This window comes from Streptomyces fodineus, from assembly GCF_001735805.1.
Classification (GTDB): domain Bacteria; phylum Actinomycetota; class Actinomycetes; order Streptomycetales; family Streptomycetaceae; genus Streptomyces; species Streptomyces fodineus.
This window is the reverse complement of sequence record NZ_CP017248.1, coordinates 3,179,076-3,200,290: the sequence shown is the minus strand read 5'-3', so window position 1 is coordinate 3,200,290 and position 21,215 is coordinate 3,179,076. Positions and strand designations below refer to the sequence as shown.

Here is a 21,215-nt window from a genome sequence, read left to right as displayed (position 1 = left end):
GGCTGCCCGGACAGCACACGGCCCCGGGCCGCCGTTCCCACTCGAACGGACGGCACCGGGGCCGGTGTTGATCAGCTGATCGGACGCATCGGGCTCAGAGCTTGGTCCACGCCTCCGTCAGCGTCGCGCGCAGGATCTGCTCGATCTCGTCGAAGGTCTCCTGGTTGGAGATCAGCGGCGGGGCGAGCTGGACGACCGGGTCGCCGCGGTCGTCGGCACGGCAGTACAGGCCGTTGTCGTACAGCGCCTTGGAGAGGAAGCCGTACAGGACGCGCTCGGTCTCCTCGTCGTTGAAGGACTCCTTGGTGTTCTTGTCCTTCACCAGCTCGATGCCGTAGAAGAAGCCGTTGCCGCGGACGTCGCCGACGATCGGCAGGTCGTGCAGCTTCTGCAGGGTCTGCAGGAAGGCGCCCTCGTTGTCCAGCACGTGCTGGTTGATGTTCTCGCGCTCGAACAGGTCGAGGTTGGCGAGACCCACCGCGGCGGAGACCGGGTGGCCGCCGAAGGTGTAGCCGTGCAGGAAGGTGTTGTCGCCCTTGTAGAACGGCTCGGCGAGCTTGTCGGAGATGATGCAGGCGCCGATCGGGGAGTAGCCCGAGGTCATGCCCTTGGCGCAGGTGATCATGTCCGGGACGTAGCCGAACTTGTCGCAGGCGAACATCGTGCCCAGGCGGCCGAAGGCGCAGATGACCTCGTCCGACACGAGCAGGACGTCGTACTGGTCGCAGATCTCGCGCACGCGCTGGAAGTAGCCGGGCGGCGGCGGGAAGCAGCCGCCGGCGTTCTGCACCGGCTCCAGGAAGACCGCGGCGACGGTGTCCGGGCCCTCGAAGAGGATCTGCTGCTCGATCTGGTCGGCGGCCCAGCGGCCGAAGGCCTCCGGGTCGTCGCCGAAGAGCGGGGCGCGGTAGATGTTGGTGTTCGGCACCTTGTGCGCGCCCGGGACGAGCGGCTCGAACGGCGCCTTCAGGCCGGGCAGACCCGTGATGGACAGGGCGCCCTGCGGGGTGCCGTGGTAGGCGACCGCACGCGAGATGACCTTGTACTTGGTCGGCTTGCCCTGCAGCTTGAAGTACTGCTTGGCGAGCTTCCAGGCGGTCTCGACGGCCTCGCCGCCGCCGGTGGTGAAGAAGACCTTGTTCAGGTCGCCCGGGGCGTAGTCGGCCAGGCGCTCGGCCAGCTCGACGGCCTTGGGGTGGGCGTAGGACCACACCGGGAAGAAGGCGAGCTCCTGAGCCTGCTTGAAGGCGGTCTCGGCGAGTTCCGTGCGGCCGTGACCGGCCTGGACCACGAACAGACCCGCCAGACCGTCGAGGTAGCGCTTGCCCTTGTCGTCGTAGATGTAGGTGCCCTCACCCCGGACGATGGTCGGAACGGGGGAGTTCTCGTACGAGGACATGCGGGTGAAGTGCATCCACAGGTGGTCGTACGCGGTGCGGCTGAGGTCCTTCTGGGTCACGGTTATCGGGTTCCCCACATGTAGGTCTGCTTCTTCAGCTTCAGGTAGACGAAGCTTTCGGTGGAGCGCACCCCGGGCAGTGCCCGGATGCGTTTGTTGATGACGTCCAGCAGGTGGTCGTCGTCCTCGCAGACGATCTCGGCGAGGATGTCGAACGAGCCCGCGGTCATCACCACGTACTCGACTTCCGACATGTCGGTCAGCGCGTCCGCGATCGACTCGACATCGCCCTCGACGTTGATCCCGACCATCGCCTGCCGGCGGAAGCCCACGGTGAGCGGGTCCGTGACGGCGACGATCTGCATCACGCCCTGGTCCAGCAGCTTCTGGACGCGCTGGCGCACGGCCGCCTCGGACAGGCCCACTGCCTTGCCGATCGCGGCGTACGGCCGGCGGCCGTCCTCCTGGAGCTGCTGAATGATGGCGAGGGAGACGGCATCCAGCTGAGGGGTGCCGCCGTTCCTGGACTCGCGGGTGGAGTCCCTCTGGTCTGCGCTTCGACTGGCCACGACCTCACTGTGCACGAGGTCTCGATAGTTCCGCAAGCCCTAGGCGATGAAATTCGTTGTTTAAGGGAGTCAGTCTTGCGGATTTCGCAGAACTGGCGGCGGTGGGGGTGTTGAAAACGTGGGGTCGGCGACTAGGGTGGGTGTCTCAGTGATTGGACAGCTCGAACCAGACCAGGAGGCCGGCAGTGAGCACCGAGCTGCGTCGTCTGCGCAACTACATCGACGGTGAGTTCCGGGACGCCGCCGACGGACGGACCACCCAGGTGGTCAACCCCGCGACGGGCGAGGCGTACGCGACCGCGCCGCTGTCCGGACAGGCGGACGTGGACGCGGCCATGGCGGCCGCCGCCCGCGCCTTCCCCGCCTGGCGTGACACCACCCCGGCCGAGCGGCAGAAGGCGCTGCTGAAGATCGCGGACGCCTTCGAGGAGCGCGCCGAGGAACTGATCGCGGCGGAGGTGGAGAACACGGGCAAGCCGGTCGGGCTCACCCGCTCCGAGGAGATCCCGCCGATGGTCGACCAGATCCGCTTCTTCGCGGGCGCGGCGCGACTGCTGGAGGGCCGCTCGGCCGGTGAGTACATGGAGGGGATGACCTCGATCATCCGCCGTGAGCCGGTCGGCGTCTGCGCCCAGGTCGCCCCCTGGAACTACCCGATGATGATGGCGGTGTGGAAGTTCGCCCCGGCGATCGCCGCGGGCAACACGGTCGTGCTGAAGCCGTCGGACACCACCCCGGCCTCCACCGTCCTGATCGCCGACATCGTCGGCTCGATCCTGCCCAAGGGTGTCTTCAACGTCGTCTGCGGCGACCGTGACACCGGCCGTCTGATGGTCGAGCACGACACCCCGGCGATGGCCTCCATCACCGGCTCGGTCCGCGCCGGCATGTCGGTGGCCGAGTCGGCGTCGAAGGACCTCAAGCGGGTCCACCTGGAGCTGGGCGGCAAGGCCCCGGTCGTGGTCTTCGAGGACACCGACATCGCCAAGGCCGTCGAGGACATCTCCGTGGCGGGCTTCTTCAACGCCGGCCAGGACTGTACGGCTGCGACCCGCGTCCTCGTCCAGGAGTCCATCCACGACGAGTTCGTGGCCGCGCTCGCCAAGGCCGCGTCCGAGACCAAGACCGGGCAGCCGGACGACGAGGACGTGCTCTTCGGCCCGCTGAACAACCCCAACCAGCTCAAGCAGGTCTCGGGCTTCATCGAGCGGCTGCCCGCGCACGCCAAGGTCGAGGCCGGTGGCCAGCAGGTCGGCGACAAGGGTTACTTCTACGCCCCGACCGTCGTCTCCGGCCTGAAGCAGGACGACGAGATCGTCCAGAACGAGGTCTTCGGCCCGGTCATCACCGTCCAGTCCTTCTCGGACGAGGACCAGGCCGTCGAGTGGGCCAACGGCGTCGAGTACGCCCTCGCCTCCTCGGTGTGGACCAAGGACCACGCCCGTGCGATGCGGATGTCCAAGAAGCTGGACTTCGGCTGCGTGTGGATCAACACGCACATCCCGCTGGTCGCCGAGATGCCCCACGGCGGCTTCAAGAAGTCCGGGTACGGCAAGGACCTGTCGGCCTACGGCTTCGAGGACTACACGCGGATCAAGCACGTGATGACGTCCCTGGACGCGTAAGTACCGCCGACAGCGGCATCGGCCCCCGGACGGGTTCCTTCCCGTCCGGGGGCCGCGCCGTTCCCCCGTCGCGGTGGTCGGGCGATCACCCCGGCGGGAACCGCGGCGGAGTGCCACGGGCCGCGGGCCCTGGACGAGTCCGGCCCGGGATCGACAAGGTGTCCGGCACCCGGGGGCATGCTCGACGCACCGTCGATTGCCGCTTCGCCGTGCCGAACGGCATCCTTCCGGGGTGCCCCAGACTTCTTCTCGTACGACCGTGATGTCCCGCCGCTCCCTGCTGCGTGCCCTCGGCGGCACCGCCGCGCTCGGTGCGCTGGCCGGCTGTGGGGTGCCCGCCGCCTATGTCGCGCCCGGTGACCGGACCGTGGCCGACGAGTCCGCGGCCGAGAGAAAGCTGACCTGGGCGAACTGGCCGTTGTACATCGACACCGACGACCACGACCCGAACCGGCGCCCCACGCTGGAGGGGTTCGGGAAGCGCACCGGGATATCCGTCGACTACGTCGAGGAGATCAACGACAACGACGAGTTCTTCGGCAAGATCAGCCCGGCGCTGATGAACCATCAGTCCACCGGCCGCGACCTGATCGTCATGAGCGACTGGATGTGCGCCCGGTTCGTCCGGCTGGGCTGGGTCGAGGAGATGGACCGTGCCCGGCAGCCGAACGTGGCCAAGTACCTTGACCCGCTGCTGCGTTCACCCGCTTTCGACAAGGGCCGCCGGTTCACCGTGCCCTGGCAGTCGGGCATCACCGGCATCGCCTACAACCGCAGGAAGCTGGGCCGCGAGATCCGCCACGTCAAGGACCTGTGGGCGAGCGACCTCAAGGGCCGCGTGACCCTCCTGTCCGGCCTGGACGAGTCCTTCGCCCTCCTCATGCAGGGCAACGGCGTGGACATCACCAAGTGGACGGCGGACGACTTCCACAACGTCTGCGACGAGGTCGAACGCGAGGTCCACCGCGGCCAGATCCGCCGCTTCACCGGCAACGACTACACCAAGGACCTGGTCAGCGGAGACGTCCTGGCCTGCCAGGCCTACTCCGGCGATGTCATCCAGCTCCAGGCCGACAACCCCGACATCCGCTTCCTCGTGCCCGAGGAGGGCGCCGAGCTGTGGTCGGACTCCCTGATGATCCCCAACCGGGCCCGCCACCGGGCCAACGCCGAGCGCCTGATCGACTATTACTACGCCCCCCAAACGGCCGCGATGCTGGCCGCCTGGGTCAACTACGTCTGCCCGGTCCCGGCCGCCAAGGAGGTCCTGGCGTCCGCGAAGGACAAGGACACGGCAGCCCTGGCCGAAAACCCCCTCATCTTCCCGGACTCCGGAATGCGGGCGCGCCTGGCCATCGCGCGGGACATCACGTCAACGGAGCGGGTGGAGTTCGCCAAGCGGTGGAACAAGATCGTGGGGCTCTAGGGGGCCAGGCGCGTGACGACACCGTAGAGTCGTCGCGCACGAAGGGGGCGCAGGACATGACGGTGTGGGGTCTGGTCGTCGAGACGACCGTGAGTGCCGGTGACCGCAAGCACATCGAGGCCGCCGTGGTGGCGCATGTCCTCGGAACCCGTGCGGAGGCGCTGGCCGAGCTGGAGCGGCGGGCCCGGAGCTTCTCGCCCGAGCACCCCAGAAGTCCCAGGCGCCGCCGGCTCCTTCGGGACGGCGACGGGTTCCTCCTCGTCGTGGACGGGGCGTGGCAGTCGTTCGCCACCCGGTTCACGGTGGCGGAGCTGCTGGAGGACTCCGCCGCGCCTGTCGTCCAGGAACCCGTGGAGTCGCCGGGGGAGCCCGTCGCCGTGGTCGATGAGCCGGGTGAGCCGGATGTGCCGGACCAGCCGTTGGCCCAGGTCGAACAGGTCGAACAGGCCGGCCCCGTCGAGCGGTACGCCGACGGAGTGCCGGTCAAGCCGGCGTGGCTGGGGCGCGACGACCTCCGGTGAGCGGGGCGGCCCGGGATTTTCACGGCTGATTGCCGCATGGCTGACCGACTCCCCTTGCTCCTACGATGGAAGCCACCGTCGGGGGAGGGTGGACGTGACGAGCAGTACGCCGCAGGGGGCCGGGCGCCGGCTGGAGGACGGGATCGCCTGGGCGGTCCGGAACCTGGACGGGATCGTCGCGATCGTCGTCGCGCTGGTCGTCGGGATCATGGACGTCCTCAACCAGAACATGGACTCCAACATCGTCTCCGGGGCCACCCTGCTGGTGCTCGCGGCGCTGGTGTTCGGCTCGCTCACCGAGCGCCGAAGGCGGATGGCCGACATCCGGGCCGCGACCGCCGGGACCGGCCGGGCCATCGAGGATCTGGCGATGGTGCGCAGACTCTCCGGCGCCGAGGTCGCGCTCGCGCACGAGCGGGCCCGGCGCACCACCACCCGCTGGGTGTTCAAGGGCGGCACCGGCACCTATCTGCGCGCCGTCACGCTGCCCGAGTGCGTGCTGGAGGCACAGCGGCAGCGGCGCTCCATCAGCATGAAGATCGACATCATCAACCCCGCCGACGACCAGGTGTGCGCCGCGTACGCGCGCTTCCGCAGTACGTTCGGCCCCGGTGGCGGCCTCGCCGAGTGGACCGTGGAGCGCACCCGCAAGGAGGCGTACGCCACCGTCGTCGCCGCCGCCTGGCACCGGCAGCGGCTGGACACCCTGGAGATCGACGTCCACCTGTCCTCGGTGGCACCGGCACTGCGCTTCGACCTCTCGGACACCTGCCTGATCATCACCCAGGACGACCCCAGCCGGGTCAGCCTCTACGTGGAACGTGACCGGCCGCTGTACGACTACTACGTCACCGAGCTGCACCAGAGCCGCGAGCAGGCGGTCAAGCTCGATCTGCGCGAGTCCGTCCCCCTCGCCGACGAGCCGACCGTGGACGAGGTCAGACGCCTGCTCGACCGGCTCGGCCTGCCGCTTCCAGCGAGTTTCACCGACCGTGACGTCGGCGACATCATCGACAAGGCGCTGCGCGCGGAGAACCCGTACCGCAGGTGAGCGTCGTGTTCCGGCCAAGGGGGAAGGAACATGGACTACCCGGCCCTGGAACGGGCCGCCCGGCGGCACGCCACCGCCGAGCTGACACGGCACGCCGTATCGGAGCTGGACCGGATCGTCACCGGCCACCGCGCCCTGCACGCGGTACGGCACCCACTCGGATTCGTCTGCCTGCCCGTCCTGCGCGACGGCGACGACGGCGTCTGCGTCCACGTCTTCGGCACACCGGAGGCGGAGCACGACGGATCCGTGCCCCAAGTGCACTGTCACAGCTGGGACTTGACCAGCACGGTGCTGTACGGGCAACTCGACAACCGGCGGGTGCACATCGACGACGACAGCGGCGACCCCACCCACCGGGTCTTCGAAGTGCACAGCGACCCCTCCGGCGTGGACGAACTGCGGCCCACCGAGCGGCTGGTGCGCTGCCGGCCCGGCGCGCGGCAGACCAGCACACGCGGCCAGAGCTACGCCCTCCCGGCGGGCGCGTTCCACACCAGCGTGGTGCCGGACGGCCGCCCCACCGCCACCCTGGTCCTGGGCCGGACCCTGCCCGGCCGGGTGGACCTCTCCCTGGGCTCGCTGTCCGCCCCGGGGCACCGCATGGTCCGCCGGACGTGCGACGTGACCCAGACCGCCCGGATCGCTCGGGCCGCCCTCAGGAGGATCCATGAGCCCGAACCGTGACGCCTGGCCTGCGTCGGCCGGTTACGCCGATGAGCACCGTACGGCGGTGGCCGCCGCCGAGGAGGCCGGGGCGCTGCTGCGGTCCCGCTTTCCCGACGGCTTCGGCGCCCGGCCCAAGGGCCGACTCGGCGACGTCGTCACCGACTTGGACCTGGCCGCCGAGCAGCTCGTGGTCGGCCGGATCCGCGAGCGCTTCCCGCGGGACCGCATCCTCGCCGAGGAGTCCGGCGAACTCTCCGGTGACGGCGGCGGCCGTACCTGGCTGGTCGATCCGCTCGACGGCAGCAACAACGTGGTGATCGGGCTCGCCGTCTATGTCGTCGGCATCGCGCTGTGCGTCGATGACACGCCGGTGGTGGGGGTCGTCCACGATCCGATGACCTGCCGTACCTGGTCCGCCCTGCGCGGGGCTGGGGCCCATGGCCCGGCCGGACGGCTCCCCTCCCACGCCGTCGGCCGTCCGCTCTCCCCGGCCGGCCCCCTGCTGGCCTGGACGCAGGGCCACGGCGTCCCCCGCGACGACACCGTGGCCTGCGCGCTGCGGCACACCCTCGAACTCCGCTCCCGCCGCCTGCTCCAGCTCTGGGCACCACTGGTGGCCTGGGCCATGCTGGCCCGGGGCGACATCGACGGCTTCGTCGGCTACCGCGCCGAAGCCATCGACCTGCCCGCCGGTGCGCTGCTCGCCCGCGAGGCGGGTATCGCTCTGCGTCACCTCGACGGAGCCGAGTTCGGGGGCGGCTACGGCGGCCCCGACACCGGGCGGTCCTTCGTCGCGGGCCGCCCGGAGCTGTTGCCCCATCTTCTCGACCTCGTCAGCCCTTTCTCTCCCGGCACCGGGGGCACGCACAGGGCGGAAACCGTCCCGACAGGTCCAGCGGTGCCGCGTTCTTCGGCGGGCGGTACGTCACCCTCGGACCCCAGGTCCGGCCACCGTCCCGGGAGACCCTCAGCGTGAGATACGCGCCGACGAAGTCGTCTTCGTGGTCTTGCACGCCAACGCCTTTCACTTTCCGTGGTGATTCATGCACAGAGTGATGTGAAGGCGAGTAGCTTCGGTAGATGACAGAGCGTGACAACCGGGGTTCGCGCCAGGGGAGTTGGACAGGTGGCCATCGAGGACACTCCGCTCACTCGCAAGCAGTACGGGCAGGAACTGAAGCGGCGGAGGGAGGCGGCGGGACTCACACAGGAGGAACTGAGCCAACGTGTCGTGATGTCCCGCACACACATCGCCCACATCGAGGCGGGGCGCCGACGGCCGGACGTGGAGGATGCGCGCCGGCTGGACCGGGAGTTGGGCACGGATGGGTTCTTCGAGCGGTTTCTGCCGGCGCTGGACGGCCGCAGTGTGGCCGAGCATTTCGCGGAGGCTGCGGAGTTGGAGCGGCAGGCTGTCGCGATCAAGGAGTACACGACCATTCTCGTTCCCGGATTCCTGCAGACGCCCGGGTACGCGCGCGAGGTGCTCAGTTCCGGTCACCCTGCCAAGAGCGACGAGCGACGTGACAGCCTCCTCAGCACACGCCTCGAACGCGCCCGAATCCTGGATGACTTCGACTCGCCCAAAGTGACGCTCTTGCTGGGTGAAGCCGCTCTCCGTCAGGTGATCGGCGGCCCTGAAGTGATGTGCGGCCAACTACGGCACATCTTGGAGCTGGGCGAGCGGCGACGCGTCCGCGTACACGTGCTCCCCTTCATGGCGGGTGCCCATGCCCTCCTGGAGGGCCCCGTCAAGCTCATGTGGTTCGAGGAGCTGCCGCCCGTCGCATATGTGGAAGGCCTGAAGTCTGGAAGGATTTGGGAAGTCCAAGGCACCGTGCGTGAGTTGGAGGACGTCTACGATCATGCTCTGGGCGACGCCTTGTCGCACCGCAAGTCACTGGAGCTGATCAGGTCGGTCGCGGAGGATTACGAGCATGATGCACGGAGAGAACAGCATCCCTGACGCATCGGTACTGAGTGGCTGGCGTAAGTCGAGCTACAGCGGCGAGAGCGGCGGCAACTGCCTCGAAGTCAACGACACCGCCGCCCCCACCCACGTCCCCGTCCGCGACAGCAAGAACCCCACCGGCCCCGCCGTCGTCTTCACGGCGCCCGCCTGGTCGGCGTTCGTCGGTGCCGTGAAGACGCGGGGTTGACGTCAGTCGCCGGTGCTGCCCAGGACGATGCTGCTGTCGGCCCGCCCGACCAGGGGGCGGTTGGCGCTGTCCTGGTAGGTGAAGACCGAGAAGTTCGCCTGCCAGTCACCGGCGCGCGGCTCGGAGGCGGCGTCCTCGACGAAGCGCAGCTGGTAGGTGTGGACCTCACCCGGGGTCAGGCCGGCCGCGACGGCGGGCAGCTTCCAGTTGTAGGGGCCGTCGGCCGTGGGCAGCTCCGTCCACTGCCCGTTGTCGAGAAACTGCAGCCTCACCGACGGCCGCAGGTAGGGGTCGACGGGCGGGTAGAGGCTCACCGTGCTGGAGAGCGTGTGGGTGAAGCGGCTGTCGGCGTCGCCCGTGACGCTCAGCGAGAAGGGCACGGGGCGGCCGGGCACCAGTGCCGGAGAGGCCTCGGACAGGCCGCTGACGGTGTCGGTGACGGTGCCCTCCTGCTCGTCCGGCGCGACCTGGACGGTGTCCTGCGCACCGGAGGTCACCAGGTGTATCCCGGTGTCGAGGCGGGGGAAGGAGGGTGTGGCGCCGAGGGTGATCCGCCAGTGGTAGGTGGTGTGCGCGGGAACGCTGATCGCCGAGTGGAGGGGGCTGAATTCGGCCTCGACGGTGCCGTGGTCGCTGGTGGAGACCCGCGCGGGCGCCGACGGCCCGTTCAGTGACCTGACGTCCACGGTCACCTTCTTGGTGTCCAGGCCTCTCGGGCCGACGGCGGACACCTCGAGCAGTCCCGTGTAGTTCTTGGCGGTGCTCCCCCTGTTGGCGACCGCCAGGTCGATGGTGCTGGTGGAGTAGCCACGGGTCAGCGGTGCGTCCGGAGACGGCTTCGAGTAGGAGATGGACAGCGGCGCGGAGGCGGCGGGTGCGGCCACGGCGGCGGGCACGGCGCCCACGACCGGGACGAGAGCGGCGACCGTGGCGGCGCACAGCAGGCCGAGGCGCCGAGCGGTCGGACGGATCAAGGACATGATTCCCCCTGGAATGTGTAACGGTCGGTTGTTCATCCCTTCGCGCGCTGTGCCTTCCGGCGCCGGGCCGGGGCGATCCGGTCACGATGCCCCTCGGTCACCTTCTGGTTGATCACTGCTCGCGACACATTCATCTTGATCGACCGTCCTGTGTCGATCTATGCCGGAATCGTCACCGCCGTGCAACAGGCGCACTTGTGTGCGACATGTCCTACCGCGTCAACGCCAGTACTCCCACCCCCGCCCCCACGGCGCTCGCGGCCAGCACCGCGCCGGTCCCCATCAACCGGGTGACCGGCACCCGTACGCCGTAGGCATGGCAGCGCTCGTACCACAGCAGCGTGGCCAGGGACGCCCACGGTGTGATCACCGGGCCGGCGTTGGTGCCGATCAGCAGGGCGAGGAGCTGGTCGTGGTTGCCCACCGGAACGGCCGCTTCCCCGGCCAGATAGACCGGCAGGTTGTTCAGGGCGTTGGACAGGCCGCCGCCGACCGCCGCCGCGCGGAACAGGCCGAGCGTGCCGCCGTCGGCGCCCACCGCCGAGGCCAGCAGGTCATGCAGCCCGTGCGCGTTGACGGTCTCGACCACCAGGAACATGCCCGGCACCATCACCAGCAGCCGCCAGGGGATGAGCGACAGCCGGAGCGCGGACCGCTGCCGTACCGCGAACGCCGCCACGGCGACCAGCGCCGCCGTCCCGGACGCCGTCCACAGCGGTACGTCGGCCACCAGGATGGCCAGCAGAAAGCCGGCGCAGGCGAGCGCGCAGGCGCGGAAGAGCACCGGGTCGGCGGGTCGGTGCACCCCCGGCGGCACATATCGGTCGGCGGCACCGGAACGCACGTCCGCCACCACACGCGCCGCCCCCGGCCCCGCCGGCTCCGGTACGGCCTCCATCAGGCCCGACCCGTCCACAACCGGCCCCCCACGCCGCCCCCGCCGCCAGAAGAACAGCCACAAACAAGCCATTGTCACTGCCAGCACGGCGAGTTGCGGTGCCCACATCCGTCCCGCCAGGCCCAGCGGGGACAGCGCGACCCGGTTGGCCGCCAGCAGGTTCGTCAGGTTGGACACCGGCAGCAGCAGGCTCGCCGTGTTGGCGAGCCAAACCGTCGTCATCGCCAGCGGCACCGGCGCGATGCCCACCCGGGAGGCGAGCGCCAGCATCACCGGGGTCAGCAGGACGGCCGTCGTATCCAGATTCAGGGCGATCGTCGTGACAGAGGCGAAGGCGACGCACAACAGGAACAGAACCGGATAGCTGCCCCGCCCCGCCCTCGCCACCCGCGCCGCCAGCACATCGAACACCTCGGCCCTGCTGGTCAGTTCGGCCAGCACGATCACCGTGCCCAGGAACGCCAGCAGCGGGGCGATGCGGGTCATCGCGCCGGACGCGGAATGCGCCGGCAGCAAACCCGTGGCCACGCACAGCAGTCCGGTCGCCAGCAGACCGATCGCCACCCGGTCGAGGACATGCAGACGCATCAAGACACGCACGGGTGGAAGGGTCGCACAGCTGTGCCCCGCTGGGGCCAAGCCGCTGTCGAACGCCTGGAAACGATCGCTGTCAGCCTCTCTTTTCACGGCATCATCAATACATGGTGGCTCGTCAGAACATCCCGGGGGACACCGGGCCATTGGACTTCTTCATCAGCTACTCTCCGGCCGACGAGCGCTGGGCGTCCTGGATCGCCTGGACCCTGGAGGAGGCCGGGTACCGGACGGTTCTGCAGGCCTGGGACTTCGTGCCGGGCACCAACTTCGTCGACTTCATGGACCGGGGCGTCAGCGAGTCCGCCGCCGTCATCGCCGTACTGTCCAGGAACTACGAGCGGTCGCGGTACGGGCGGATGGAGTGGCAGGCCGCCCTGCGGGCCGATCCGGACGCGCCGGAGCGGCGGCTGATCACCGTGCGGGTCGAGGACATCCCGGTCGAGGGGCTGCTCGCCACCATCACGTACGTGGACCTGGTGCCGGTCGCCGATCCGGGGGCCGCCCGTGAGCTGCTGCTGGCGCGGGTGCGGCAGGCCCTCGACGGGCGGGCCCGGCCCAGCCTGCCGCCCGGCTACCCGGGGGCGAACGGCCGGATCGGAGGACCGGCTGCGCCGTCCGTGCCGATTCCCGGTCGGCCGCTCGGCGGGACCGGGTGGGCGGGCCGGCGCAGACCGGCCGCGCCGCCGTCGTATCCGCGGGTGTCCGGGGAGGTCCGGGAGCGGGAGGCGGTCACCGTGCTCCAGCTGGCCGGGCCCGCCTTCGGCCGGGGGCAGGACCCCGCCGAGCTGCAGGCGGCGATCTGGGGCGACCTGGTCGAGCTGACGGATGCCGGGGCGCCCGCGCCCGATCTGCTGGTCGTCACCGGGGACCTCACCGCCTCCGGCAGCCGGCGCGAGTTCGAGCAGGCCCTCGCCTTTCTCACCGGGATGCGGGCCCTGCTCGGGCTCGAACCGCACCGGGTCGCCCTCGTCCCCGGCGGCCAGGACGTCAACCAGGCCGCCTGCCAGGCCTACTTCAGCACCTGCGAGGCCGACGAGATGCCGCCCCGGCCGCCGTACTGGCCCAAGTGGCGGCACTTCGCCCGGCTGTTCCGGGAGCTGTACCAGGGCCTCGACGTCGTCTTCGACAGCGACCAGCCGTGGACCCTCTTCCCCGTGCCGGAACTGCACACCGTGGTCGCGGGGTTGAACTCGTCCATGGCGTACAGCCACCGGCGCGACGACCAGTACGGGATGGTCGGCCGCGAGCAGGCCGCCTGGTTCGCGCAGGCCCTGCGCCCGCACGAGACCGAGGGGTGGCTGCGGATCGGTGTCGTACGGCATGCGCCCGGCGCCGCCCGGCCGGCCGCCACCGGGGTGCGCCGGGCCGGTGCGCCGGGTACGGCCGCCCTGGACGGCAGCGCTCCGCTGCGCGACACCGACGTGCTGACGCGGCTGACCGCGCCCCGGCTGCACCTGCTGCTGCACGGCCCGGCCGAGCCCGGCGCGCTGCCCGCCCTGGCCACCGGCGCCGGTGAGGTGCCGGTGATCGGTGCCGGGCGGCCCGGCGGGCATCAGCTGGTGCGGGTCAGCCGGGACGGGCTGGCCGTCTGGCAGGGGCCGGGGGAGCCGGAGCGGCGGCCGGTCCAGTGGCGGCGGGCCCAGCGGGCCTTCGGGCCGGAGGAATCCCCCGACGCGGACTCCGGCGCCCCCGCCTCCGCGCCCGAGCCGGAGCCGCGCGCCGTGCAGAGCCCGGCCGAGATCCTGCTCGCCCGGGTCGCGGAGGTGTGCCGTACCCGGCACGAGGGCGCCCAGATCCGCCCGGTGGACGGGCCGGTGCCCCAACTCCTCGTCACCTGGAGCCAGTCGGGCTTCGTACGGCAGCAGCGGGTGGCGGTCCACACCGGCACCCCGGCCGCGCAGGACGTCGACCGGTTCGTGGCCCTCGTGCACGCCGCCGACGCCGAGGCGGAAGCCGAACTCGTCCACGACGGGCCGCCGCCCGCCCGGGAACTCAGGGACGCGGCCCGCCGCCGGGGGGTCCGGGTGCGCAGCTTCACCGAGTTCCAGGGGCTGCTGGACCTGCGCGGATACGTCGCCGCGCAGAGCGAGCGGCTGCGCACCGACCCGCGCTATCCGCCGGGCATGTATCTGCCGCAGCGCTACCGGGAGGTGGAGCGTCTCGACGCCGAGGACCGCGACGGGCTGGTCGACGCGATGCTCCGGCTGCTCGACTCCGACCAGGGGCGCTTCCTGCTGCTCCTCGGCGACTTCGGGCACGGCAAGACCTTCGCGCTGCGCGAGCTGGCCCGTCGTATCCCCGGTGAACTGCCGCATCTGGTACCGCTGCTGGTCGAACTGCACGCCCTGGACCGGGCCTACTCCTTCGAAGGGCTGGTCGCCGGGCATCTCGCCGCCCACGGCGTCGACAACATCGACCTGCGGGCCTTCAGGTACATGCTCCAGCAGGGGCGGATCGTGCTGCTCTTCGACGGCTTCGACGAACTCGTCAACCAGGTGACGTACGACCGCGCCGCCGAACGGCTGCAGGTGCTGCTGGACTCCGCCGTGGACCGCGCCAAGATCGTGGTCTCCAGCCGCACCCAGCACTTCCGCTCCCAGGGCCAGGTGCTCACCGCGCTCGGCGAACGCGTCGGCCTGCTGCCGCACCGCCGGGTGCTGGCCGTCCAGGAGTTCAGCCCGCAGCAGATCCGCGCCTACCTGGTCAACCGCTACGACGGCGACGAACGCGCTGCCGACCACCGGCTGCGGCTGCTCGACGCCATCCCCGACCTGCTAGCCCTGTGCCGCAACCCCCGGCTGCTCGGCTTCGTCGCCGACCTCGACGACGACCAGCTGCGCGCGGTCGCCGGGGCCGGGCGTGCGCTCAGCCCCGCCGGGCTGTACCAGGAGGTGCTCACCTCCTGGCTGAGCTACGAGACACAGCGCGCCGGTGCCGCCCCCGGCCGGGCCCCCGGGCTGTCCCTGGACCAGCTGTGGGACGCGGTCACCGCGCTCGCCCTGCGGCTGTGGGAGAGCGGGCAGGACGCGCTGCGGCTGGACGAGCTGACCGACGTCGCCGAGACCCTGACGGGGCTCGCCGAGGCCCGGCTGTCGGTGCCGCAGACCGCCCACGCCATCGGCTCCGGCAGTCTGCTGGTGCGCAGCGACGACGGCATGTTCCGGTTCATCCACGGCTCGGTGGTGGAGTGGCTGGTCGCCCGGGAGTGCGGCCGCAGGCTCACCGACGGCGACAGCAGCCCGCTCAGCCGACGCCAACTCAGCCAGCTGGCCGTCGAGTTCCTGTGCGACCTCGCCGACCACCGGATCTGCCAGACCTGGGCCGAGCGGGAGCTGTCCGGCACGGCCCAGGACGCCTCACCGGACGCCGCCCGCGCCAACGCCGTGAAGATCCTCAGCCGGCTCCGCGTGCCCGCCCACACCGACCTGCGCGGCGCCGCGCTCGCCGGTGAGGACCTGTCCCACCGCGACTTCTCCGGCGTCGACCTCACCCGCGCCGACCTCACCGACGCCCGCCTGGTCGGCGCCAACCTCTCCGGCGCCGTGCTGCGCGGCGCCCGGCTGACCGGCGCCCGGCTCGACGGCGCGGATCTGACCGGCGCCGACCTGCGCGGCGCCGACCTCCGGCGGGCCCGGCTGATCGGCACCGACCTGACCGGCGCCCGGGTGGAGGGCGGCCGGTGGCGGCGGGCGGCGCTGGTCTCGGCGACCACCGGGCCGCTGGCCGGCAGCCCCGAACTCGCCACCGCCGCGATCGCGCCCGGAATGGCCGTCGACTCCGGCTTCCGGCCCTCGGCGGTCGGTGTGCCGTACGGGTTCAGCAGCCGCACCCGGCTGCCCGAGCCCATCTCGTACAGCCCCGACGGCGAACTGCTCGCCGTGGGCAGCGAGGACGGCGGCGTCCTGGTCGCCGACATCGCGACCGGACTCGCCCTGCGCACCCTGGAAGGGCACACCGGCCGGGTCTACGCGGTCAAGTTCCGCGAACGGGTGCTGGCCACCGGCAGCTCCGACGGCACCGTGCGGCTGTGGGACCCGGTCTCCGGGCGCCGTCTGCACCGGCTGGAGATCCATCCGGACGGGGTCTGGCCGGTCGTCCTCGACGCCGAGGGGCTACTGCTGGCCACCGGGGACGCCGACGGCGTGGTCACCGTATGGGACACGGCCTCGGGCACCGCGCTGCACCGGCTGCCCGGACACACCGCGCCCGTCTACACGGTGGCGTTCGCACCGGACGGCGCCACCCTCGTCACCGGGGACGCCACCGCCGTCGTACGGCTGTGGGACCTCGCCACCGGGCGGCCCGCCGGGGAACTGCCCGGGCACCGCAACGCGGTGTACCGGGCGCGGTTCAGCCCGGACGGCACCCTGCTGGCCACCGGCGACCGGGGCGACGACTGGCGCAACGGCACCGTCCGCGTGTGGGACCTCGCCACCCGGACGGTGCGGCACGAGTTCGCCGGCCACTCCGGGCGCGTCTACACCCTGGACTTCCACCCCGGCGGCCGGTTCCTGGTCAGCGGCGACACCGACGGCGAGGTACGGCTGTGGGACCTGGCCGCCGGGCGCTCCGCCGGGCTGCTCGGCGGCTGCCGGGGGGCCGTGTACCAGGTGCTGTTCGACCCCGACGGGACGCTGCTCGCCGCCGGGGACAGCGCGGGGGTGGTCCGGCTGTGGCGGATCGACCCCGAGGCCGACCCCGTCGCCGTACCGCTGAACCGGCAGCCCGCCGAGCACCGCGGCAGCGTCTGGGTGTGCAAGTTCCGTCCGCACGGCGACACGCCCGCCCAGAGCCCCGGCACGCTCCTGGTGACCGGCGGCAACGACGGCGTCGTACGGCTGTGGGAGCCGGCCACCGGGCAGGGCCGGCGCATCCTGCGCGGCCACGGGCGCCGGATCGCCACCCTGTCCTTCAGCGCCGACGGCGCGCTGCTGGCGGCCGGCGGCAACGACGGTGTCGTCCGGGTGTGGCACTCCGCCTCCGGCCGGCGGCTGCGCGAACTGACCGGCCAGAGCGACCGCCTGGTCTCGGCGGCGTTCGGCCCCGCCGGACCCCTGCTGGCCTCCGCGAGCAGCGACGGCGACATCTACCTGTGGAACGCGGCCACCGGCGAGTACCAGCGCGAACTCGACGTCGAGACCGACCATGTGTGGGCCGAGGCGTTCAGCGCCGACGGCGAACTCCTCGCCACTGCCAACGACGACGACACGGTACGGCTGTGGTACCGGGCCACCGGGGCGCATCTCGCCACCATCACCGAGCACTACGGGCGGGTCCGCGCGATCACCTTCCGCTCCGACGGCGCGGTCCTGGCCACCGGCTGCGACGACCGCAAGGTCCGCATCTGGGACATGGCCGGCCGCAGCATCACCGCCGTGCTGGACGGTCACACCGACCGGGTGTACGCCGTGGCCTTCGCCCCGGACGGCAGCTGGCTGGCCAGTGCTTCCTGGGACGGTACGGCGGTGATCTGGCGGGACGGCGAGATCGACCACCGCCTGACCGGCCACACCGGAAAACTCTGGACCGCGGCGGTGCATCCGCTGAGGCCCCTGCTGGCGACGGCGGGCGACGACCGTACCGTCCGCCTGTGGGACCCCGGCACCGGCGAGGAGACGGCTGTGCTGACGGGCCACACCGGCCGGATCCTCGCGGTGGCGTTCAGCCCCGACGGCTCCCTGCTGGCGAGCGGCGGCGAGGACGGCACGGTACGGCTGTGGCACGTCCCCGCCGACGGCCCGCCCGCCCTCCGGGCCACCCTGGTCGGCATGCCCGGCGGCTGGGCGGCGCTGTCGCCGTCGGGTGGGTACAAGTACGAGGGAGACGTCACCGGCGAGTTCTGGCACGCGGTCGGGATGTGCCGCTTCGAACCAGGGGAGTTGGACGGGTATCTGGCGGGGGTACGGCAGGTGCCCCTGGACGAGCCGCTGGGGTGATGCGAAGGAGGGTGCGCGGGAGGGTGCGCGGGGGCAGTTTTGAACGCGTTCAAACGCGGGCGTACGCTCCTCCCATGAGCGACAGAGCCGCCCTGCTGAAGGGCATTCGCGTCTGGTTGGTCCTCTTCGTCGTGTGCCTCGTGCTCAGCGGGGCCACCGCCTTCCCCCTGGTGCACGAACTGCGCTGGACCGAGAGCGCGTTGCGGGCACTGTCCGTGCCGGACCACCTGCCCGGGCTGGCGGCCTGGATCTCCCGGGTCCGCGACGGCCTCGACACCGCCGACGCCGACTACCCGTTCCTGCTCTACGGCACCGACTGGCTGGCCTTCGCCCACCTCGTCATCGCCGTCGCCTTCTACGGGCCCTACCGCGACCCCGTCCGCAACATCTGGGTCGTCGAGTTCGGGATGATCGCCTGCGCCGGCATCATCCCGCTCGCCCTGATCTGCGGCCCGATCCGGGGAATCCCCTTCTGGTGGAGCCTGATCGACATGTCCTTCGGCGTCTTCGGCGTCGTCCCGCTGTACGTCGTACGCAAGAAGATCAAGCGGCTGGAGGCGCTCACGGCCGCTTGAGGGCCGTGAGCACGCGCTCCTGAGGGAACTCCCCGGTTCCTAGCGAAGGCCGGGGCTGCCGCCGTTGCGCAGGGCGTGCAGGACATCGACGCGGTTGGTGGTGATCGAGTCGACGCTCAGGTCCAGCAGGCGGCTCATCGAGCGGCGGGTGTCCGGGGTCCAGACGGACAGCAGGTAGCCGTCGCGGCGCACACGGGCCGCCAGCTCCCGGCTCAGCAGGGAGAAGCGGTAGTTGAGCCAGCGGGGGCGGATCGCCGCCAGCAGCGCGGGCCGGGGCGGGGCGAGGGTCGTCCAGGTCAGGGCGATCTCGGCGGCCGGGTCGGCGGCGCGGACGGCGAGCATCGCCTCGGGGCCCGCGCAGTAGTAGACCCGCTCGTCGGCCCCGCTCTGCCGGACCGCGTCCATGACCCGGTCCACCATCCGCCCGTCGACCCGCCCGCACAGGTCCACCATCACCCGGCTGCCGCCGGTCGCGGCCAGCGCCTCCGCCAGCGTCGGCACACCGCCCGCCGTGAGCCCGCGCACCTCCTCGGCGGACAGGGTGCCGAGCGGGCGGTCGAGTTCCCACAGCCGCAGCAGCGTGTCGTCGTGCAGCAGCACGGGGACGCCGTCGCGGGTGAGCCGTACGTCGAGCTCAACGGCGTCCGCGCCCCGGTCGAGCGCGGAACGCAGCGAGTCGATGGTGTTCTCACGGAAGCGGTAGGGGTCGCCGCGGTGGGCCACGGCCGTGACGGTCTGCATGACCCCCATTGTGGAGGGCGTCAGGAGGCGAGCCAGGCGCTGGTGTACGTGTCGATCTCCGCGGCGATCCGGGCCTTGCCCGCGGCGTCCAGGAAGGAGGCCGTCACCGCGTTCTTGGCGAGGTCGGCGAGGCCGCGCTCGTCCAGGTCGAGCAGCCGGGCGGCCACCGCGTACTCGTTGTTCAGGTCGGTGCCGAACATCGGCGGGTCGTCGGAGTTGATCGTGACCAGGACCCCGGCCCGGGTGAACTCCTTGATCGGGTGCTCGTCCAGGGTGCGGACCGCGCGGGTGGCGATGTTGGAGGTCGGGCAGACCTCCAGCGGGATGCGGTGCTCGGCGAGGTGGGCGAGCAGCCCGGGGTCCTGCGCGGAGCTGGTGCCGTGCCCTATGCGCTCGGCGCGCAGCTCGGTCAGCGCGTCCCACACCGTCTCCGGGCCGGTCGTCTCCCCGGCGTGCGGGACGGAGTGCAGTCCGGCGGCGATGGCCCGGTCGAAGTACGGCTTGAACTGCGGCCGGGGCACACCGATCTCGGGTCCGCCGAGCCCGAACGACACCAGGCCCTCCGGCCGGATCCGGTCGTCGGTGGCGAGCCGCGCGGTCTCCTCGGCGGATTCCAGCCCGGCCTCGCCCGGAATGTCGAAGCACCAGCGCAGTACGGTCCCGAACTCGGCCTCGGCCGCCTTGCGGGCGTCCTCGATCGCGGCCATGAAGCCCAGCTCGTCGATGCCGCGCCGGGTGGAGGAGAAGGGGGTGATGGTCAGCTCGGCGTACCGCACCTGCTGCCGGGCCAGCTCACGGGCCACCTCGTACGTCAGCAGCCGGACGTCCTCCGGGGTGCGGATCAGGTCGACGACCGACAGGTACACGTCGATGAAGTGGGCGAAGTCGGTGAAGGTGAAGAAGTCGGCCAGGGCCTCGGGGTCGGTGGGGACCTTGGAGTCGGGGTGGCGGGCGGCCAGTTCGGAGACGATGCGCGGGGAGGCGGAGCCGACGTGGTGGACGTGCAGTTCGGCCTTGGGCAGTCCGGCGATGAAGGTCCGCAGATCGCGGTCGGCCGTGCCGGCGGCGGGTACGGAGGTGTCGGTCATGGGGTCCTCCCGGGACGGGCGCCCGCGGAACCAGGTCCGTGGTGCGGGCGCGGTGATCGGCTGATCGGTTGCGCGGGATCATCGTAGGCCCCGGCTCATGCCGTCCCGGCCTGCCCGTAGCATGGCGGCACGTCCAGCAGAGGGGTCCCACCATGTCCGACGAGGCGCCGCAGTCCACGCCACAGGAGCATCAGCCTGCCGGCGAGGGGCCGACCTCACCCCAGGTGTCCTTGGACAAGGCGGCCGGAGAGGGTGCGCCTGCGGTCCAGGACGCGATATCCGGGTCTCACCAGGACTCCCCTCCGCGCGCCGACTCCGTCCACTACCAGCAGACACTGACCTCGCTGCCCGCCTCCCCGGTCGCCCCCGCCGACCCCGTGCCGCCGTCCTGGGCCCCGCCGACCGCACACGCCGCACCCCCGGCGGCGAACCCCTTCGCACCCCCGGTGAGCACACCTCCGGTGAACCCCTACGCCCCGCCCGCCTCCGGTTTCGGCGCGCCGGGCACGGGCCCCGCCGACGGCGGCCCGGTGCCGCCCCCGCCGATCGCGCCCTCCGGCCCCGGCATGGCCGCCGCGCCCCCGGCCGGCGGCTACGGCTACCCCGCGGGCTACGGCTGGCCCGGTATGCCGATGGCCCCGCAGAACGGCATGGGCATCGCGGCGCTGGTGCTCGGCATCCTGTCGATCTGTCTGTTCTGCCTGTACGGCGTGGTCTCCCTGGTGCTGGGCATCCTCGCGGTGGTCTTCGGCGTCAAGGGCCGCCGACGGGCCGAGCGCGGCGAGGCGAGCAACCACGGTCAGGCCCAGGCCGGTCTGGTCATGGGGATCATCGGCATCGTCCTCGGCATCGCCGTGATCGTCCTGCTCGCGATCGGCATCAACGCCGCCATCCACGATCACAGCTCCAAGACCGACCCGTCCTACGGCTCCGCACCCCGTGTGCCGGTGAGCGTCGCGGCCGGTCGCTGAGACCAGGGCG

At 71.5% G+C, this 21,215-nt stretch carries 16 protein-coding genes and 1 pseudogene; 11 read left to right on the top strand and 6 right to left on the bottom strand.

The window, feature by feature from the left end; all coding sequences use genetic code 11:
• Positions 1-94: 94 nt before the first annotated feature.
• Both BFF78_RS12870 and BFF78_RS12865 read right to left on the bottom strand, forming a co-directional pair.
• The gene (locus BFF78_RS12870; protein ID WP_079161289.1) at positions 95-1,477 is read right to left on the bottom strand and encodes an aspartate aminotransferase family protein; all 1,383 of its coding nucleotides are present in this window, start codon (positions 1,475-1,477) and stop codon (positions 95-97) included.
• A complete protein-coding gene (locus tag BFF78_RS12865; protein ID WP_067041370.1) occupies positions 1,462-1,983 on the bottom strand; it encodes an Lrp/AsnC family transcriptional regulator in 522 nt (173 codons plus the stop codon). Before BFF78_RS12865 ends, BFF78_RS12870 begins: the two co-directional genes overlap by 16 nt.
• A gap of 170 nt (positions 1,984-2,153) precedes the next feature.
• Here BFF78_RS12865 and BFF78_RS12860 point away from each other — a divergent pair, with 170 nt between their 5' ends.
• From BFF78_RS12860 to BFF78_RS12825, 8 genes are all read left to right on the top strand, one after another.
• The gene (locus BFF78_RS12860) at positions 2,154-3,593 is read left to right on the top strand and encodes a gamma-aminobutyraldehyde dehydrogenase (protein WP_069778460.1); all 1,440 of its coding nucleotides are present in this window, start codon (positions 2,154-2,156) and stop codon (positions 3,591-3,593) included.
• A gap of 262 nt (positions 3,594-3,855) precedes the next feature.
• On the top strand, positions 3,856-5,019 hold the full coding sequence (locus BFF78_RS12855; protein ID WP_193433656.1) for an ABC transporter substrate-binding protein: 1,164 nt from the start codon (positions 3,856-3,858) through the stop codon (positions 5,017-5,019).
• A 56-nt stretch (positions 5,020-5,075) separates the two neighbouring features.
• Entirely contained in the window at positions 5,076-5,540 is a 465-nt protein-coding gene (locus tag BFF78_RS12850; RefSeq protein ID WP_069778458.1) for a hypothetical protein, read from the top strand.
• Positions 5,541-5,634: 94 nt separating this feature from the next.
• Entirely contained in the window at positions 5,635-6,591 is a 957-nt protein-coding gene (locus BFF78_RS12845) for a hypothetical protein (protein WP_069783544.1), read from the top strand.
• A gap of 30 nt (positions 6,592-6,621) precedes the next feature.
• On the top strand, positions 6,622-7,278 hold the full coding sequence (locus BFF78_RS12840) for a hypothetical protein (RefSeq protein WP_069778457.1): 657 nt from the start codon (positions 6,622-6,624) through the stop codon (positions 7,276-7,278).
• Positions 7,262-8,236 carry an inositol monophosphatase family protein gene (locus BFF78_RS12835; RefSeq protein ID WP_069778456.1) on the top strand — a complete coding sequence of 325 codons (975 nt, stop codon included), beginning with the start codon at positions 7,262-7,264 and terminating at the stop codon, positions 8,234-8,236. Before BFF78_RS12840 ends, BFF78_RS12835 begins: the two co-directional genes overlap by 17 nt.
• Before the next feature lie 150 nt (positions 8,237-8,386).
• On the top strand, positions 8,387-9,226 hold the full coding sequence (locus BFF78_RS12830) for a helix-turn-helix domain-containing protein (RefSeq protein WP_069778455.1): 840 nt from the start codon (positions 8,387-8,389) through the stop codon (positions 9,224-9,226).
• Entirely contained in the window at positions 9,201-9,419 is a 219-nt protein-coding gene (locus BFF78_RS12825; RefSeq protein ID WP_069778454.1) for a DUF397 domain-containing protein, read from the top strand. Before BFF78_RS12830 ends, BFF78_RS12825 begins: the two co-directional genes overlap by 26 nt.
• A gap of 2 nt (positions 9,420-9,421) precedes the next feature.
• Here the strand turns inward: BFF78_RS12825 and BFF78_RS46160 are convergent, their stop codons facing one another.
• Entirely contained in the window at positions 9,422-10,399 is a 978-nt protein-coding gene (locus BFF78_RS46160; RefSeq protein ID WP_099054854.1) for a hypothetical protein, read from the bottom strand.
• Between the two features lie 211 nt (positions 10,400-10,610).
• A complete protein-coding gene (locus tag BFF78_RS12815; RefSeq protein WP_069778453.1) occupies positions 10,611-11,885 on the bottom strand; it encodes an ArsB/NhaD family transporter in 1,275 nt (424 codons plus the stop codon).
• A gap of 113 nt (positions 11,886-11,998) precedes the next feature.
• Between BFF78_RS12815 and BFF78_RS12810 the strand changes: the two genes are divergently transcribed.
• The gene (locus BFF78_RS12810) at positions 11,999-17,830 is read left to right on the top strand and encodes a WD40 domain-containing protein (protein ID WP_069778452.1); all 5,832 of its coding nucleotides are present in this window, start codon (positions 11,999-12,001) and stop codon (positions 17,828-17,830) included.
• A 74-nt stretch (positions 17,831-17,904) separates the two neighbouring features.
• Complete coding sequence (locus BFF78_RS12805; protein WP_069778451.1) at positions 17,905-18,405, top strand: hypothetical protein; 501 nt, start codon at positions 17,905-17,907, stop codon at positions 18,403-18,405.
• A gap of 39 nt (positions 18,406-18,444) precedes the next feature.
• On the opposite strand, the gene BFF78_RS12800 is transcribed toward BFF78_RS12805, so the two are convergent.
• On the bottom strand, positions 18,445-19,146 hold the full coding sequence (locus BFF78_RS12800; RefSeq protein WP_069783542.1) for a glycerophosphodiester phosphodiesterase: 702 nt from the start codon (positions 19,144-19,146) through the stop codon (positions 18,445-18,447).
• Between the two features lie 20 nt (positions 19,147-19,166).
• A pseudogene (locus BFF78_RS12795) lies at positions 19,167-20,323 on the bottom strand (adenosine deaminase); the annotation flags it as partial.
• A gap of 63 nt (positions 20,324-20,386) precedes the next feature.
• On the opposite strand from BFF78_RS12795, the gene BFF78_RS43180 reads away from it, so the two are divergent.
• Positions 20,387-21,205, top strand: a complete 819-nt coding sequence (locus BFF78_RS43180) for a DUF4190 domain-containing protein (RefSeq protein ID WP_079161288.1) — start codon at positions 20,387-20,389, stop codon at positions 21,203-21,205.
• The last annotated feature ends 10 nt before the right edge of the window (positions 21,206-21,215 follow it).

Coding starts and splice junctions, on each gene's coding strand:
- BFF78_RS12855 (WP_193433656.1), top strand. CDS start 3,856: ATGTCCCGCCGCTCCCTGCTGCGTGCCCTCGGCGGCACCGCCGCGCTC.
- BFF78_RS12850 (WP_069778458.1), top strand. CDS start 5,076: ATGACGGTGTGGGGTCTGGTCGTCGAGACGACCGTGAGTGCCGGTGAC.
- BFF78_RS12840 (WP_069778457.1), top strand. CDS start 6,622: ATGGACTACCCGGCCCTGGAACGGGCCGCCCGGCGGCACGCCACCGCC.
- BFF78_RS12835 (WP_069778456.1), top strand. CDS start 7,262: ATGAGCCCGAACCGTGACGCCTGGCCTGCGTCGGCCGGTTACGCCGAT.
- BFF78_RS12825 (WP_069778454.1), top strand. CDS start 9,201: ATGCACGGAGAGAACAGCATCCCTGACGCATCGGTACTGAGTGGCTGG.
- BFF78_RS46160 (WP_099054854.1), bottom strand. CDS start 10,399: ATGTCCTTGATCCGTCCGACCGCTCGGCGCCTCGGCCTGCTGTGCGCC.
- BFF78_RS12815 (WP_069778453.1), bottom strand. CDS start 11,885: ATGCGTCTGCATGTCCTCGACCGGGTGGCGATCGGTCTGCTGGCGACC.
- BFF78_RS12810 (WP_069778452.1), top strand. CDS start 11,999: ATGGTGGCTCGTCAGAACATCCCGGGGGACACCGGGCCATTGGACTTC.
- BFF78_RS12805 (WP_069778451.1), top strand. CDS start 17,905: ATGAGCGACAGAGCCGCCCTGCTGAAGGGCATTCGCGTCTGGTTGGTC.
- BFF78_RS12800 (WP_069783542.1), bottom strand. CDS start 19,146: ATGCAGACCGTCACGGCCGTGGCCCACCGCGGCGACCCCTACCGCTTC.
- BFF78_RS43180 (WP_079161288.1), top strand. CDS start 20,387: ATGTCCGACGAGGCGCCGCAGTCCACGCCACAGGAGCATCAGCCTGCC.